General features: G+C 66.4%; 16 protein-coding genes and 1 other RNA gene. 13 read left to right on the top strand and 4 right to left on the bottom strand.

Translation table 11 applies throughout. The annotated features are described in order from the left end of the window. Positions 1-123: 123 nt before the first annotated feature. From FHY18_RS09455 to FHY18_RS09465, 3 genes are all read left to right on the top strand, one after another. Positions 124-444 (top strand): hypothetical protein, encoded by a 321-nt coding sequence (locus FHY18_RS09455; protein WP_259154002.1) that lies wholly within the window; start codon positions 124-126, stop codon positions 442-444. Between the two features lie 116 nt (positions 445-560). Then, positions 561-1241 carry a carbonic anhydrase gene (locus tag FHY18_RS09460; RefSeq protein WP_259153680.1) on the top strand — a complete coding sequence of 227 codons (681 nt, stop codon included), beginning with the start codon at positions 561-563 and terminating at the stop codon, positions 1239-1241. A gap of 11 nt (positions 1242-1252) precedes the next feature. Beyond that, on the top strand, positions 1253-2812 hold the full coding sequence (locus tag FHY18_RS09465) for a SulP family inorganic anion transporter (protein WP_259153682.1): 1560 nt from the start codon (positions 1253-1255) through the stop codon (positions 2810-2812). Positions 2813-3217: 405 nt separating this feature from the next. Here FHY18_RS09465 and nth read toward each other — a convergent pair whose 3' ends face one another. Genes nth through FHY18_RS09480 form a run of 3 tightly spaced genes read right to left on the bottom strand, consistent with a single transcriptional unit; the run spans position 3218 to position 5086 of the window. Further along, positions 3218-3883 (bottom strand): endonuclease III, encoded by a 666-nt coding sequence (gene nth / locus FHY18_RS09470; protein ID WP_259153683.1) that lies wholly within the window; start codon positions 3881-3883, stop codon positions 3218-3220. 41 nt (positions 3884-3924) lie between these two features. Then, entirely contained in the window at positions 3925-4296 is a 372-nt protein-coding gene (locus FHY18_RS09475; protein ID WP_259153684.1) for a hypothetical protein, read from the bottom strand. A 7-nt stretch (positions 4297-4303) separates the two neighbouring features. Then, the gene (locus tag FHY18_RS09480; protein ID WP_259153685.1) at positions 4304-5086 is read right to left on the bottom strand and encodes an enoyl-CoA hydratase-related protein; all 783 of its coding nucleotides are present in this window, start codon (positions 5084-5086) and stop codon (positions 4304-4306) included. A gap of 164 nt (positions 5087-5250) precedes the next feature. Here FHY18_RS09480 and FHY18_RS09485 point away from each other — a divergent pair, with 164 nt between their 5' ends. The 4 genes from FHY18_RS09485 (at position 5251) to FHY18_RS09500 (ending at position 8768) form a co-directional block, all read left to right on the top strand. After that, positions 5251-5949 carry an FKBP-type peptidyl-prolyl cis-trans isomerase gene (locus tag FHY18_RS09485; RefSeq protein WP_259153687.1) on the top strand — a complete coding sequence of 233 codons (699 nt, stop codon included), beginning with the start codon at positions 5251-5253 and terminating at the stop codon, positions 5947-5949. 117 nt (positions 5950-6066) lie between these two features. Continuing rightward, positions 6067-6864: a CoA pyrophosphatase gene (locus FHY18_RS09490; RefSeq protein ID WP_046964640.1), complete on the top strand. Its 798-nt coding sequence runs from the start codon at positions 6067-6069 to the stop codon at positions 6862-6864. Next, positions 6861-7733: a sulfurtransferase gene (locus FHY18_RS09495; protein WP_259153690.1), complete on the top strand. Its 873-nt coding sequence runs from the start codon at positions 6861-6863 to the stop codon at positions 7731-7733. The genes FHY18_RS09490 and FHY18_RS09495 overlap by 4 nt, the downstream gene beginning before the upstream one ends. An 87-nt stretch (positions 7734-7820) precedes the next feature. Continuing rightward, a complete protein-coding gene (locus FHY18_RS09500; protein WP_259153691.1) occupies positions 7821-8768 on the top strand; it encodes a DUF1684 domain-containing protein in 948 nt (315 codons plus the stop codon). Between the two features lie 43 nt (positions 8769-8811). Here FHY18_RS09500 and FHY18_RS09505 read toward each other — a convergent pair whose 3' ends face one another. Continuing rightward, positions 8812-9387 carry an N-acetylmuramoyl-L-alanine amidase gene (locus FHY18_RS09505; protein ID WP_259153692.1) on the bottom strand — a complete coding sequence of 192 codons (576 nt, stop codon included), beginning with the start codon at positions 9385-9387 and terminating at the stop codon, positions 8812-8814. Between the two features lie 23 nt (positions 9388-9410). Here FHY18_RS09505 and FHY18_RS09510 point away from each other — a divergent pair, with 23 nt between their 5' ends. From FHY18_RS09510 to FHY18_RS09535, 6 genes are all read left to right on the top strand, one after another. Beyond that, complete coding sequence (locus FHY18_RS09510) at positions 9411-9902, top strand: MOSC domain-containing protein (RefSeq protein WP_259153693.1); 492 nt, start codon at positions 9411-9413, stop codon at positions 9900-9902. Next, positions 9899-10426, top strand: coding sequence for an alpha/beta fold hydrolase (locus tag FHY18_RS09515; protein WP_326521118.1), 528 nt, complete (start codon positions 9899-9901; stop codon positions 10424-10426). The genes FHY18_RS09510 and FHY18_RS09515 overlap by 4 nt, the downstream gene beginning before the upstream one ends. A 44-nt stretch (positions 10427-10470) precedes the next feature. Beyond that, the gene (locus tag FHY18_RS09520) at positions 10471-10977 is read left to right on the top strand and encodes an N-acetyltransferase (RefSeq protein WP_259154004.1); all 507 of its coding nucleotides are present in this window, start codon (positions 10471-10473) and stop codon (positions 10975-10977) included. Positions 10978-11139: 162 nt separating this feature from the next. Continuing rightward, positions 11140-12099, top strand: coding sequence for a class I SAM-dependent methyltransferase (locus FHY18_RS09525; RefSeq protein WP_259153697.1), 960 nt, complete (start codon positions 11140-11142; stop codon positions 12097-12099). 234 nt (positions 12100-12333) lie between these two features. Further along, positions 12334-12407: non-coding RNA, sX9 sRNA (locus FHY18_RS09530), on the top strand. Positions 12408-12610: 203 nt separating this feature from the next. Then, positions 12611-14224 carry an ATP-binding cassette domain-containing protein gene (locus tag FHY18_RS09535; protein WP_259153698.1) on the top strand — a complete coding sequence of 538 codons (1614 nt, stop codon included), beginning with the start codon at positions 12611-12613 and terminating at the stop codon, positions 14222-14224. Positions 14225-14331: the final 107 nt, after the last annotated feature.

Raw genomic sequence — 14331 nt, forward strand, 5'->3', positions numbered from 1 at the left:
GCATGGCGACCTGAACCGCAGCTCCTTTCCGCTGAACGTATGTGTCAGCTTGTGCAACGCACCACTTGCACATGCAGCTTCTAAATTGTTAGTTTCGAGGCCATGTTTCCTCGATTCCTCCAATTGCTGTTGGTCTGCCTGCTCGCGCTCACCGCGTGGTCGGCAGCCAATGCACACACGCGCATCCACAATGCGTTGGTGGGCGATGGCTTGGCGGTGATGGTGGATGCTGGCGAAGAACGTGATGCAGCAGAAGATCCGCAGGACGAAGGCGATACACAAAGCCAAGTCGATACACAGCCTGCAGACGATATCCCCTTGCTCTCCCAAGCATGGCCGATGCTGGCGCGGTACTCCCCTTCTTGGCACGCGCATCACGCGCCAGCAAATCAAAAACGCGACCTGATCCCGCAACTGCGTCCTCCAAACGCATTGCTTGGCTGATCCACGCTGTCGCTGTACCCGGTGCGTTGCGCGCCGGACTTCCTAATTGATTTGTTTGTCTTTGCAATTCGCGGTTTGCGCCGCGGATAGCCATTCGTTGCCTAGAGGAATCTCCCATGGAAAGTTTGCTAGAAGGTTTTCGTCATTTCCGTAAGGAAGTGTATCCGCGCCAGAGTGCGCTCTTTCAGGAGCTGGCCGGCGGCCAGAGCCCGCATACCCTGTTCATCACCTGCGCCGACTCGCGCGTCATGCCGGAGCTGATCTTCTCCGCGCAGCCGGGCGAACTGTTCGTCTACCGCAATATCGGCAACGTGGTGCCGCCGTATTCCCAGCATGTCAGCGGCGTGGTTGCGGCAATCGAATACGCAATCGCCGTTCTGGGCGTGCGCCACATCGTGATCTGCGGTCACACCGACTGCGGCGCGATGAAGGCCGTGCTCAAGCCGGAATCGCTGGAAGACGTGCCGTCGGTGGCGGCGTGGCTCAAGCACACCGATGCCGCGCGGCATGTCACTGCCCACCACGGCCACGACCCGGCCAGCCACGATGCGCTCAGCTGCATGACCGAAGAGAACGTGGTCTCGCAGCTGGACCATCTGCGCACGCAGCCGGTGGTCGCAGCGCGTCTTGCGGCTGGCACCTTGCGCATCCACGGCTGGATCTACGACATCGCCCATGGCGATATCCGCGCCTTCGATGCAGAGAAGGGTGGCTTCCGTCCGTTGCTGGGCGAGAACACTCCCGAAGCCACCCCGCGCCCGCGACTGCAACAAGTCGTTCGCGCTGAACTCGCCTGACGGAGTCGATCATGAACACATCAGGTATCGGCGGATATTTCCGTCAGGGACTGTTCGGGCGTGATTTGTTGTCGTCTGTCGTGGTCTTTCTTGTCGCGCTGCCGTTGTGCATGGGTATTGCGATCGCGTCCGGAATGCCGCCGGCCACAGGTCTGATCACCGGCATCATCGGTGGGCTGGTCGTTGGCTTCCTGGCGGGCTCTCCTTTACAGGTGAGCGGTCCGGCCGCCGGCCTGGCTGTGTTGGTGTTCGAACTGGTGCGTGAGCACGGCGCTGCCGCGCTTGGTCCGGTGATCCTGGTGGCCGGTGCGATCCAATTGGTGGCCGGCCTGTGCCGGGCTGGCGTGTGGTTCCGCATGACATCGCCGGCCGTGGTGGCCGGCATGTTGTCGGGCATCGGCATCCTGATCGTGGCATCGCAGGCGCATGTGTTGATGGATGCTGCGCCCAAGGCGCGTGGCCTGGAGAACTTCGCCGCATTGCCTGCCGTGTTGTGGCAGGCGGTCAGCGAAGGCACCGGCCGCACGGCGTTGTTCGTGGGTCTGGCGACGATCGGCATCATCCTGGCCTGGGACAAGTTGCGTCCACAGCGTCTGCGCTTCTTGCCGGGTGCCCTGATCGCGGTGGTCGCGGTCACCGCGACGGCGCAGCTGCAGGGCCTGGACGTCAATCGTGTCGACGTTCCGAGCAACCTGTTCTCGGCGATCAGCATCCCCAGCATCTCCGACATCTTCGGCGTGTTCAATCACACCTTGCTGGTGTCGGCGGTGACCTTCGCCTTCATCGCCAGTGCCGAAACGTTGTTGTCGGCGGCGGCGGTGGATCGCATGCATCAGGGTGCGCGGACGCAGTACGACCGTGAGCTGGCGGCGCAAGGCGTGGGCAATATGCTGTGCGGCTTCCTGGGCGCGTTGCCGATGACCGGCGTGATCGTGCGCAGTGCGGCCAATGTGCAGGCCGGTGCGGCCACGCGTGCGTCGACCATCCTGCATGGCGGTTGGTTGCTGGTGTTCGCAATGCTGCTGCCATGGCTGCTGCGGATGACGCCGGTGGCCTGTCTGGCCGGCATCCTGGTCTACACCGGCGTGAAGATGATCAAGATCGGTCAGGTCAAGGAGTTGGCGACCTACGGTCGTGGAACTGCGGCCATCTATCTGGCGACCACCTTCGCGATCGTGGCGACCGACCTGCTGACCGGCGTGCTGATCGGCTTCGGCCTGTCGCTGTTCCGTCTGGCCTTGCACTCCTCGCGCCTGAAGGTCGAGGTGCGCGAGCACGCCGACAAGAAGGACGAAATGCACCTGACCCTGCAGGGTTCGGCAACGTTCCTGAAAGTGCCGGCAATGGCGCGGACGCTGGAGAGCGTGCCGCCGAACACCGCGCTGCATCTGGACGTGGCCAAGCTGCATCACGTCGACCATGCCTGCATCGAACTGCTGCGCGACTGGAGCCGGAATGCGGCTTCGCGCGGATGCGAGCTGGTGGTGGACTGGAAGGAACTGGACCGACGCGTCGAAGGTCAGCCGACCGTGGAAAGCGTGCCGGTAGACGAACCGCGCAAAGCGGCGTAATCAGTGACAAACGCCCGGCGTTCGCGCCGGGTGACAGCTGTCGTGACCGGATGATGCATGGCGCCGAAAGACGCATCATCCGGTCACGATTTTTTTTTGGCGGGATTCGAGAATCGGGAATCGCAACGGCTTTTGCGTTGACGGTACTAGATTGTTTTGACGGCACCAGGGGGCGAACGCGGGCCCGTGTGTCGCTGTTTTAGGGGGTGGCTGTGCTACAGCGTGTCCGCCACGTGCTCTTGAAGCGGCTCAACAAGCGCGGCGAGAGTCTCGGGGTGGCTGTGGCTGGCGCGCTCAGGACCGGAATGCCGGAATGCGCGAGTTGCAACGCCGCAGCCGCACCGGGCACTGGCGGCGCCCGCCTGGCGGTGAGGGCATCGTTGCGTTGGCTGCGCTTGGACCGGCTCAGCGCGTTGACGCTGGCGGCCGTTCGGCGGGCGCCGGGGTCTTGTCCCGGTAGCGGCACAGGTCGTGGATCACGCAGCCCGGGCAATCGGGTTTGCGCGCCTTGCAGACGTAGCGGCCGTGCAGGATCAGCCAGTGGTGCGCATCGTCCAGGAAGTGCGCGGGAATGACCTTGACCAGCTTGTCCTCCACCACGCGCACATCCTTGCCCGGTGCAAGGCCGGTGCGGTTGGCGACACGAAAGATATGCGTGTCCACGGCCATCGTCGGTTCGCCGAATGCGGTGTTGAGCACGACGTTGGCGGTCTTGCGGCCGACGCCGGGCAGGGCTTCGAGCGCCGCGCGATCGTGCGGCACCTCGCCGCCGTACTGCTCGAGCAGGATGCGGCAGGTGGCGATGACGTTCTTGGCCTTGGCGTTGAACAGGCCGATGGTCGCGATGTAGCGTTTCAGCCCTTCTTCGCCAAGATCGAGAATGTCGCGCGGGGTATTGGCGACCGGATACAGCTTGCGGGTGGCCTTGTTGACGCCGACATCGGTGGCCTGCGCCGACAGCAACACCGCGATCAATAATTCGAACGGCGTGGTGTATTCCAGCTCGGTGGTCGGGTGCGGATTGAGTTCGCGCAGACGCTCGAACATTTCCTGTATTTCAGGCTTGCGCATGGTGCTGCCGCGGCGTGCCGGCGGGGCCGTCTGTGCAACGTTCAAGGCTGCGTGCCTCCGGCTGCCTTGGCCTTGGCACGCGCAAGGATCGCCGCGGCCAGCGGCGGCAACGCAGCCGCTGTCGGCTGGCTGGGCGCCGGTGCGGGTGCACGCCGCGCGTCGCGCTCGGCGGCGCGGCGTTGCAGGCGCGCGGCACGTGCGCGATAGCGTTCGCGCGCGGCCCATGCAGCGTGCAGGCGTTGCTGTGCGGCGCGCAGGGTTGCAACCATCGGTGCATCCGCTGCATCGAGGTGCGGCTCGGGCTGGTAGTCCATCAGGCCAAGCTGCAGTGCGCGATCGAGATCGTCCGCTTGCACGCAGTCGAACAGGTGCAAGGCCAGTGCGCGCGGTGTCGGCATGGGGGCGTTCGGCATCGGGGGCTCAGCGGTTGTGGAACTGTGCGGCGCGCTTGTCGAGGAACGCGCGGGTGCCTTCGCGCATGTCTTCGCTGGCGAACAACAGCGCAAATTGCGCGGTTTCCAGCTGCAGGCCTTCTTCGATGCCGCATTCGCCGCCAAACACGACCGCGTCCAGAATGCCGCGCAACGCCAATGGCGCGGCGCTGGCCAGCTGTTGGGCCAAGGCCTGGGTTTGTTCCTGCAAGGCGTCCGGTTCGACGACGCGATTGACCAGGCCCAGTTGCACGGCGCGCGCTGCATCGATCGGCATGCCGAGCAGGCACAGCTCCAGTGCTGCGGCACGTCCGGTCAGGCGCAACAGGCGCTGGGTGCCGCCGAAGCCGGGAATCAGGCCAAGATTGATTTCCGGCTGCCCCAGGCGGGCGGTGGACGCGGCGATGCGCAGATGGCAGGCCATTGCCAGCTCCAGCCCGCCGCCAAGCGCAAATCCGTTGACCATGGCGATCACCGGTTTGGGCATGCGCTCGATCCGGCGCATCAAACGCTGGCCGACCAGTGAGAATTCGCGGCCGTCCATCGCCGACAGGTCGCTCATTTCCGCGATGTCCGCACCGGCCACGAAGGACTTGGGCCCGGCGCCGGTGAGGATCACCACGCGCACATCGTCGGCATCGGCCGCGTCCACGAACGCCTGGTCCAACGCCAGCATGGTGTCGCGGTTCAATGCGTTCAGTTTGTCCGGCCGATTGACCGTAATGGTCCGGACACTGGCGTGATCGGCGATCAGAATGACGTCATTGGACATGGCAAACCCTTGCGAACGTAAAAAAATAGTAAATACGGAACTTCCGAAAGCCTTGCTGGTCATAGCTTTCGTGATAAGTAGCGGTTCGGTATCGCGGCCGCTATCCTAGCGCGTCATCTCAGGCGGCAGACCCGTCCTGTGCCACCACCCTGGAGAATTGTTTGATGAAGTTGCGTTCTATCGCGGTCGCTGTGGCGGCCCTGGCCCTGACGGGCAATGCACTGGCCCAGGACACGACGTCCGAAAAGGGCAAGTTGAGCTATTACTTCGGTTACGACTACGGCAATAACCTTGCCGAGCTCACCGGTCGCGGCGAGCAGCTCGACATCAACGCGGTGGTAAAGGGTCTGCAGGACGCCTATGCCAAGAAGCAGCCGGCGATCACCGCCGACCAGCTCAAGCCGGCGGTCGAAGCGTTCCAGAAGCGCGAGCAGGGCCGTGCCCAGCAGGCCAAGGCCGAGTACGACAAGGCCGCCGCTGCCAACAAGACCAAGAGCGACGCATTCCTGGCCAAGAACAAGGGCACCGCCGGCGTGCAGACGCTGCCGAGCGGCGTGCAGTACCGCGTGATCGAGGCGGGCAAGGGCGCCAAGCCGACCCAGGCCAGCACCGTGCAGCTGGAAGTGGCCGGTCCGTTCCCCTTCGGCGACCGCGAGAAGGCGCGTCCTGCCCAGCAGATCCCGGCCATCAAGGTCAGCGAAGTCGAAATGAAGGCCATGCGCGAAACCCTGCTGCAGATGCCGGCCGGCTCCAAGTGGGAAGTGACCTTGCCGTCGGATCAGGCCTATGGCGCCGACCCGCGTACGCCGTTCCCGCCGAACGTGGCCGTGCAGTTCGAGATCAAGCTGGTCAGCGTCAAGTAATTGCGCTTGCTGTTGCACTGACAACGCCGGCCACCAGGCCGGCGTTGTCGTTTTGGCCTGGCCGACTTGCCTGAAGAAGCCGATGAAACATCCACGCCGCGTCTGCGGAAACGAGCGATGAGCGACACCGATTCCAATCGCGGAGATCTGCCCAGCCCGTGTATCGGTGTATGTTCGTTGGACGCGCAGTCGCACTGTGTCGGCTGCTTGCGCAGCCTGGATGAAATCGCACGCTGGATGAGCATGAGTGACGCCGAACGCCAGGAGTTATTGCATACCGTGTTGCCTGCACGCGGGCTGATGGCGGCGCTGCCCGAGTACGCGCAGTTGCGCCGGGCGCTGTATCCGCTGGACACCGCACCCGACGGCCCAGGCTGGAACCATGCCGAATTGATCGACCTGAGCGAAGGGGGCGCATCCGCCGAAGCGGCGGTGCTGTGCGGCCTGGTGCCGCGCGAGCAGGGCACGATGGTGCTGCTGACCCGGCGCACCGACAGCCTGCGCCACCATGCCGGGCAGGTCAGCTTCCCGGGCGGGCGGATGGAGCCCTCCGATGCCGACGCGGCAGCGGCGGCGTTGCGCGAGAGCTGCGAGGAGATCGCGCTGGGCGCGCAGCAGGTGCATGCGCTGGGATATCTGGATCCGTTCCTGACCGTGAGCGGGTTTCGGGTGACGCCGGTGGTGGCGGTGATCGACCCTGCGTTCGTGGCCGTGCCGCAACCGGAGGAAGTTGCCGAGATCTTCGAGGTGCCGCTGGCCTATCTGATGGATCCGGACAATCTGCGCAGCGTGGAGCTTGAGTTCCGCGGCCGTCCACGTCGCGTGCTCGAGTACGCCTGGCCCGGGCAGCGTATCTGGGGCGCCACCGCGGCCATTCTTCTCAATCTTCGTCGTCGCCTGGAGCAGGTTGCATGAGTGCCGATCCGAACTGGACCACGCTGGTCGATAGCGCCACTCTGGCGGCAGCATTGACGCACCCACAGCTGCGGCTGCTCGACGCGCGCGCCGCGCCGCCGACCGCCCCCGACCCGCAGGCGGCGCGCAAGGCGTATGCCCAGGGGCATCTGCCCGGTGCGCATTACGTCGATCTCGATCACGACCTGGCCGACCTGTCGCGTGCCGATCAAGGGCGCCATCCGTTGCCGCGCAGCGCCGACTTCGCCAGGCGCCTGGGTGCGTGGGGCATCGATCCGCAGATTCAGGTGGTGGTCTACGACGCCGGCGATGGCAGCATGGCCGCCGCACGCGCGTGGTGGATGCTGCGGCTGATGGGGCATCGCCGCGTGGCGGTGCTCGATGGCGGACTGGCCGCCTGGCGCGCCGCCGGTCTGGCGCAAACCACCGAGCCGCCGGCAGTACACGACGGCGCTGCGTACCCTGGCAGTTTCGACGCCGATGCCGTGGTGGACGCCGACCAGATCCTGGCGCGACTGGGGCAGGCTCCGGGTTGGCTGCTGGATGCGCGCGCAGGCGAGCGCTTTCGGGGTGAGGTGGAGCCGATCGACCCGGTTGCCGGGCATGTGCCGGGTGCGGTGAGTCGCCCGCTGGGTCTGAGCATCCGCGATGGCCGTTTCAAGCCGGCCGACGAATTGCGTGCCGAGTTGTCTGCATTGCTGGGCGCGTACCGGCCCGAGCAGGCCGTGGTGATGTGCGGGTCGGGCGTGACCGCGTGCCATCTGCTGTTGGCGTTGGAAGTGGCTGGCCTGTCAGGTGCGCGCGTGTATGCCGGTTCCTGGAGCGGCTGGTTGCAGGATCCGGCGCGCCCGGTCGCGACCGCTTCCTGATCAGGCACAATACTGGCAGGAATGGTGGTCTGTGGGGACGCAGGCTCGCTGCGCGGAGCGCAGTTTCTTGCAGTGGTGGGTGGATGCATGCGGTTGCAGTTGCAGAAGGGCGCCTTGTGCGTCGCGGTGATGGCGATGGCTGCGTGTTCGGCAAGCTCTGGTGATGCCGGCGATGTGCGTGTCTCCACGCGTTCGACGACCGATAAGCAGCTGTATCGGCTCGCGCTGGAACGTGCGCGCGCGCAGCGGCTGGCGCAGGTGCGCGCCCCCGATGGCTGGCTGAGCTACACCGGCTCCGGCCGCGTGCGTGCAGGTCGGTATCAGGTGGGCAGCGATCTGCGCAGCGATCTCGTCCTGCCTGCCGGCCCCGCACAGCTGGGCGAGCTGAGCCTGGATGCGCAGGGGCACGCGCGCTTCAAGGCGGCGGCCGGAGCGGCGGTGCGCTTGAACGGACAGCCTGTGCTTGACGTCGGCCTGACACCGGAGCGCGCGGGCCAGCGTGGCGACCGGCTCGACGTGGGCGAGCGTCAGTTCTACCTGGTGCAGACCGGCACGTTGTTCGGCTGGCGTTTTCGCGACCAGTCAGCGCCGGCGTTGAACGCATTTCAGGGGTTTGAGTATTTTCCGATCGATCCGCAGTGGCGAGTCGATGCACGCTGGCAGCCGTATGCCATGCCTCGCTCGGTGACCCTGCTGACATCCATCGGCACACCATTGACGGTCCAGGTTCCGGGCGAGGCGGTCTTTACCCGCAGTCGTCAGGAATACCATCTGCAGGCGATCGCGCAGGACGATGGCAGCGGCCTGTTCTTTCTGTTTACCGATCGCACCAGCGGCAAGGAAAGTTATGGTGGCGCGCGCTATCTGTTCACGGCGATGCCGCGCGATGGCCGTGTGCTGCTCGATTTCAATCTCGCCGAAAATCCACCATGCGCGTTCACCCCGCACGTGGTCTGCCCGATTGCGCCACCGGAAAACCGGCTGGCGGTGGCGGTAAATGCCGGCGAAAAAACCTATCGCGCCCTGGACCCCTGATCGATCGAGTATTGGGGGCGTTGCCGACGCGTGAGCTGCGCCCTCAACGCAATGCGTGCGCCCAGCCGATCGCCGCTTCGATCCGTGGCCATGGAAACAACGGCCCGGGATCGAGCTTGCGCTGGATCTTGCGTGCGGGATCGTCGCTGGCCGCTTCCTGGGTGGTGTCCAGTTCCTGATGACCGGCAATGCGACGCACCGATGGCAGCTGCTGCTGCAGCCATTGCAGCAAGGTGACCAGTGCGGCGATCTGCACGTCCGGATACGGTTCGTGCATCACCTGATGGCGCGAGTCCAGCCAGTGCGGATAGCGGCCGCTGTTGACCAGTTCGATGCCCAGGGTGTGGGGATTGTGGCCGCGCACGTGATGCGCCACGCGCTCCAGCGCCACGTACTGCTGGATGCTGCCGTTGCGATCGATGTAGTAATGCCCGCTGTTGCCGGTGCCGCTGTCGTAGAGCACGCGCTCGCCGTAGTCGCGCGCCATCGCCATGTCCGGTAGTTCGGTGCAGTGGATGACCACCATGTCGATGTGCTCGAGCCGGCGGCGGGCCAGTCGCGATTGATAAGGCAACGGCGCGTAGGTGATCGGCGGCGACGGCAGGACGGCATCGGACATGAAGCGAATGCTAGCATTGCCCGATGGCTTTGAATCCCGACAGCCCGCTGGGCAAATTGATGGCGACGCTGCCGCAGACCGGTCAGGTGACCTGGATCGGCGTGCGTCCTGCGCGTGATGTAGACATGCTGGAGGTGGACGCCGCACAGGCCACCACCGGCACCGGGCTGGTGGGCGATCGCTACAAAGGCGGCAGCGGCAAGCGTGGGATCACCTTGATCCAGGCCGAGCACCTGCCGGTGATCGCGGCGCTGGCAGGGCACGCGGCGATCGCGCCGGCCACGCTGCGGCGCAATCTGGTGGTGTCGGGCATTCCGCTGATCGCGTTGAAAGGGCGGCGCTTTCGCATCGGCGATGTCGAGCTGGAAGGCACCGACCCGTGCGACCCGTGTTCGCGCATGGAAGACGCGCTGGGCGCTGGCGGCTACAACGCGATGCGTGGACACGGCGGGTTGTGCGCGCGCGTCTTGCGGGGCGGTGTGCTGCGTGTTGGCGATACGGTGCAGGCGCTATGAGCCGCGGCCATTGCATTCTGGCGCACGGGTTCGAGAGCGGCCCTGCGGCACGCAAGGTCAGCGCATTGGCCGAGGTTGCCGACCGCCTGGGCTGGACCCACGAGCGCCCGGATTTCACCGATCTGGACGCGCAACGCGACGTCAGCCCGCTCGGTGACGTGCGCGGACGCCTGCAGCGCCTGTTGCAGATCGCACGCGACGCCGCAGGCAAGGGGCCGTTGGTGCTGGTCGGGTCCAGCCTGGGCGCCTATATCGCCGCGCAGGTGTCCCTGCAGGTGCCGACGCGCGGACTGTTCCTGATGGTGCCGCCAACCACGATGGGCCCGTTGCCGGCGCTGGACGCCGCACCGGTGCCGACCTCGGTGGTGCATGCCTGGCGCGATGCCTTGATTCCTGCCGCAGACGTCATCGCCTGGGCGCAGGCGCGTCGGGCGCGGCTGTTGTTGGTCGACGATGAGCACGATCTTGCTGCGCATGTGGACACGGCAGCGAGCGCGTTTGCCGAGCTGTTGCAGCGCCTGTGATGCACGAGGCCGACGACATGCCGCCCGCGCAGTCCGAGCCGCCGATGGCGGTACTGATCCGCGAAGCCAGCGACGGCGACGCAGCAGCCATCGAGGTATTGACCATGGTGGCGTTCATGCGCGCCGAGCACAGCCGCCATGACGAGCAGCACGTGATCGCCGCGCTGCGCGAGGACGATGCGCTGGCATTGTCACTGGTCGCCGACCACGATGGATATGTGGTCGGCCATCTGGCGGTGTCGCCGGTGAGCCTGTCCGACGGCTCGTCCGGCTGGTTCGCGCTGGGGCCGCTGGCGGTGGGCCCGGGCCACCAGCGCCAGGGCCTGGGCACCCGTCTGGTGCACGCAGCCCTGGCCACCTTGCGCGAGCGCGGTGCGGCGGGATGCGTTGTCTTTGGCGAACCCGGTTTTTTCCGCCGGTTCGGGTTTGCTGTCGAGCCGGGCCTGAGCGTGCCCGATGCACCCGTATCGGAACTGCAGGCGCTGGCGTTCGGGGACCGGCTGTTGCCGCTGGCCGACGTGGCCTACCACCCGGCATTCGGTCTGGGCTGAGTCGCGCTGCGCCGCACACGCGTGCCCGGTGTCGTCGCAACCCTGCGCGCACCGCCGCGCCCGTTCGCTCAGCCGCACCCTGCATCGCGCTTCCGGCCGCAGCGCAGCGCCGCCATCGTCACCATGGTCGGCACCAGCGATTGACGCTTGCCGAGGTGAAAGATGCAACGTGACGAGTCACCGGTGCCGCCAACCGCACCGCATGCGCGCCTGATTTCGCACGCAGGCGATGCCTTGCACGACGATGCGACCCTGCTTGCGTCGATCAGGTCGCGACTGCGACAGGACGCCAGCCGTTCTGCTGCCGAGGTGGAGCGTTTGCTGCAATTGGTCGATGCGCTGTGGGCGATGGAGCTGGGCCGGTTCCTGTTGCGCAATCGCGGGCTCAATGCGGAGTGGACGCATCGGTTGGTCACCTATCAAGCGGGCACCCTGCCGCAAGACACCACGCTGGCACTGGAGTACGAAATTTTCGAGAAGACGCCGGCCGTGCTTGCAACCCGCGAGCGGTTCGGCATCTTCCGTGCGCAATTGCAGGCCTTGTTGCGGCCCGGGATCACCATCGCGTCGGTACCGTGCGGATGGATGGGTGACGTGTTGAGCCTGGATTACCGGCAGTGCCCGGATGTACGCCTGATCGGCATCGATCTGGACCCGCAGGCGCTGGACGGTGCGCTGCAACTGGCGCGTGGCTACGGGCTGGAACAACAGCTGTCGCTGCGTCTGGAAGATGCCTGGGCGCAGGGCGATGCAGGCAGTGTGGACGTGGTGACCAGTAACGGCCTCAATCTCTACGAGCCCGACGATGCACGCGTGGTCGCGCTGTACAGCGCGTTCTTCAACAGGTTGCGGCCGGGCGGTACACTGGTGGCGAGTTTCCTGACGCCTCCGCCCAGCCTGTGTGCGCAATCCCCGTGGAAGCTGGCGCTGTTGGACCAGGCGTCGCTTGTGCTGCAGAGCCAGGTTTTCATCGATATCGTCCAGGCGCGCTGGGCATCGTTCCGCACCCATGCGCAGACGCGCGTGCAGCTGGAAAGTGCCGGCTTTGCGAGCGTGCGATTCATCGACGATCGCGCCAGCATTTTTCCCACGGTCATTGCGCAAAAGCCGATGGGTCACTGACGGCAGCGGCCAATCGCTCTTGCCGCGTGGAGTGTCGCTGCGTTGTTGGCGCGTGTCCGCTGCGTCGGCGCGCGCTTGCAGACGCCGATAATCGCAACCGCACCGATCTGCTGTGCCGGCAAGGTGGCGGCCAGGGGGATCTAGCGTGCAGGCGGGTGCTTGCTGCGGCCAAGACCGACTGACAAAACGACTGTGCTCCCCGCCAGGCGGGTGCGGCCGGTGCCCGGAATGCTCAGGTACCAACCGTACACTCCGTTTCCTCCGCGCCGCCCACGCAACTGACGACCGCTCGCCACGTTTTGTTAGCCGATCTAAACCATTGCAGCGAGCGGCCCTGCGGCGCATCCGGGCTCAAAGGTTTCGCTGCAGCCGCAGACCGGCCTACACTTGGGCCGCACCCCGATTCGAGGATTGGTCCAATGCGCCATTGATGCCGCCGTCGCGATGACGGCCATACCCGTTGCCGTTCCGTCTGGAGCGCGACGTGTCCTGGCATGCAATGGAGACACTGATGACCTGTCCGTTGGTGACGCTGGAGAGCGTCGCGTTCGTGCTGCCCGATGGCAGTACGCTGTTTTCCGATCTGACCCTGCACCTCGATCAGCGCCATACCGGCCTGGTCGGGCGCAATGGCGTGGGCAAGAGTGTGCTCGGCCGTTTGCTGGCTGGCCAGCTGGCTCCCGGCAGCGGCCGCTGCGTGCGCAGTGGCAGCGTGCATTACCTGCCGCAGCGCGTGAGCGCAACGCCGGGGCAGCGCATCGTCGATCTGGCCGGGGTGGCGCCGCTGCTGGATGCATTGAAGCGGATCGCCGCCGGGAGCGTGGCGCCTGCCGATTTCGAGCGGGTGGGCGAGCGCTGGAACGCCCACGCCGAGTTCTCTGAAGCGCTTGCGCGGCAGGGGCTTGGCGGCTGCGATCCATATGCTCCCGCCGCGCATCTGAGTGGCGGCCAGGCCATGCGGGTGGCGCTTGCCGGTGCCTGGCTGATGCAGCCGGACATGTTGATCCTGGATGAGCCCAGCAACCATCTGGACGGCCCGCAGCGACAGCGGCTGATGGCGCAGCTGCAGGCGTGGACTGGCGGATTGCTGGTCATCAGTCATGACCGGGTGCTGCTGGACGGCATGCAGCGCATCCTGGCGCTGTCCGCGCACGGGGTGCGCAGTTATGGCGGCAACTACACCCACTACGCCCAGCAGCTCGCAGGCGAGCAACAGGCGGCCGGCGAGCTGCTCGCCCAGCGCAAACAGGCGCGCGCACGCGGCGAACAGGCACTGCGCGAGCAGCACATGCGCCAGCAACAGCGCCAGGCGCGAGGGGCGCGGGCGGCCGCGCAGGCCAACCAGGCGCCGATCCTGCTGGGAGGCCAGCGGCAGCGCAGCGAGGTGAGTGCGGGCCGGCTGCAGCAGCAACGCCAGGCCGAACAGGCGCGCCTGGCGGAGGCGGTGACGCAGGCCGCCGCCCATGTCGAGGCGCCGCAGGCCATTGCACTGCTGGCACCGGCAATGGCGGTGGGCGCGTCGCACCGCCTGGCGACCCTGCGGCAGGTGGAGCTGGCGGCTGGGCGGCTGGGTGGGCGACGCGTAGATCTGCTGCTGCACGGCCAGCCCCGCATCGGGCTGGTCGGCCCGAACGGCAGCGGCAAATCCTCGCTGTTGCAGCTGTTGGGCGGGCGCCTGACGGCACAGTCCGGCCAGTGCGAGGTGCATGTGCCGGTGGCCTATCTGGATCAGGACCTGGCCATGCTCGACCCGGCCCGCTCGGTCGTCGCGCAGCTGCGCGATGCCGATCCTGCCGCGGCCGAGCACGCCCAGCGGCTGCGGCTGGCGTTGCTGGGGCTGGACCGGCAGCGCGCCGACCTGCCCACCGGTCAGCTCAGCGGCGGCCAGCGGCTCAAGGCGGCGCTGGCCTGCGCGCTGTATCGGGCCCGGCCGGCGCAGCTGCTGTTGCTGGACGAACCCACCAATCATCTGGATCTGGCATCGGTCGAAGCGATCGAAACACTGCTGCGCAGCTACACCGGCGCGTTGCTGGTGGCCTCGCACGATGCCGCCTTCCTGGGCAGGTTGGGCCTGCAGCAGCGGCTGGACACCGGGCAGGCGCAGTGGCGGCTGGCGCCCTGGTGAACCGCGCGACGGGCCGTGCAGCCGGCGGGGGTGGTAATGCCGGCCGCGATGGCCGACCATTTGCGGCCCACCCACGGCGACCACGGCACTGCCCACCCGGGCGCCGG

Origin of the sequence: Xanthomonas sp. 3793 (assembly GCF_024806835.1) — a bacterium.
GTDB classification, from domain to species: domain Bacteria; phylum Pseudomonadota; class Gammaproteobacteria; order Xanthomonadales; family Xanthomonadaceae; genus Xanthomonas; species Xanthomonas arboricola_F.

What these genes read in the sequence shown, in the direction of transcription:
- FHY18_RS09460 (WP_259153680.1), top strand. Translation starts at nt 561, where the DNA reads ATGGAAAGTTTGCTAGAAGGTTTTCGTCATTTCCGTAAGGAAGTGTAT.
- FHY18_RS09465 (WP_259153682.1), top strand. Translation starts at nt 1,253, where the DNA reads ATGAACACATCAGGTATCGGCGGATATTTCCGTCAGGGACTGTTCGGG.
- nth (WP_259153683.1), bottom strand. Translation starts at nt 3,883, where the DNA reads ATGCGCAAGCCTGAAATACAGGAAATGTTCGAGCGTCTGCGCGAACTC.
- FHY18_RS09475 (WP_259153684.1), bottom strand. Translation starts at nt 4,296, where the DNA reads ATGCCGAACGCCCCCATGCCGACACCGCGCGCACTGGCCTTGCACCTG.
- FHY18_RS09480 (WP_259153685.1), bottom strand. Translation starts at nt 5,086, where the DNA reads ATGTCCAATGACGTCATTCTGATCGCCGATCACGCCAGTGTCCGGACC.
- FHY18_RS09485 (WP_259153687.1), top strand. Translation starts at nt 5,251, where the DNA reads ATGAAGTTGCGTTCTATCGCGGTCGCTGTGGCGGCCCTGGCCCTGACG.
- FHY18_RS09490 (WP_046964640.1), top strand. Translation starts at nt 6,067, where the DNA reads ATGAGCGACACCGATTCCAATCGCGGAGATCTGCCCAGCCCGTGTATC.
- FHY18_RS09495 (WP_259153690.1), top strand. Translation starts at nt 6,861, where the DNA reads ATGAGTGCCGATCCGAACTGGACCACGCTGGTCGATAGCGCCACTCTG.
- FHY18_RS09500 (WP_259153691.1), top strand. Translation starts at nt 7,821, where the DNA reads ATGCGGTTGCAGTTGCAGAAGGGCGCCTTGTGCGTCGCGGTGATGGCG.
- FHY18_RS09505 (WP_259153692.1), bottom strand. Translation starts at nt 9,387, where the DNA reads ATGTCCGATGCCGTCCTGCCGTCGCCGCCGATCACCTACGCGCCGTTG.
- FHY18_RS09510 (WP_259153693.1), top strand. Translation starts at nt 9,411, where the DNA reads ATGGCTTTGAATCCCGACAGCCCGCTGGGCAAATTGATGGCGACGCTG.
- FHY18_RS09515 (WP_326521118.1), top strand. Translation starts at nt 9,899, where the DNA reads ATGAGCCGCGGCCATTGCATTCTGGCGCACGGGTTCGAGAGCGGCCCT.
- FHY18_RS09520 (WP_259154004.1), top strand. Translation starts at nt 10,471, where the DNA reads ATGGCGGTACTGATCCGCGAAGCCAGCGACGGCGACGCAGCAGCCATC.
- FHY18_RS09525 (WP_259153697.1), top strand. Translation starts at nt 11,140, where the DNA reads ATGCAACGTGACGAGTCACCGGTGCCGCCAACCGCACCGCATGCGCGC.
- FHY18_RS09535 (WP_259153698.1), top strand. Translation starts at nt 12,611, where the DNA reads ATGACCTGTCCGTTGGTGACGCTGGAGAGCGTCGCGTTCGTGCTGCCC.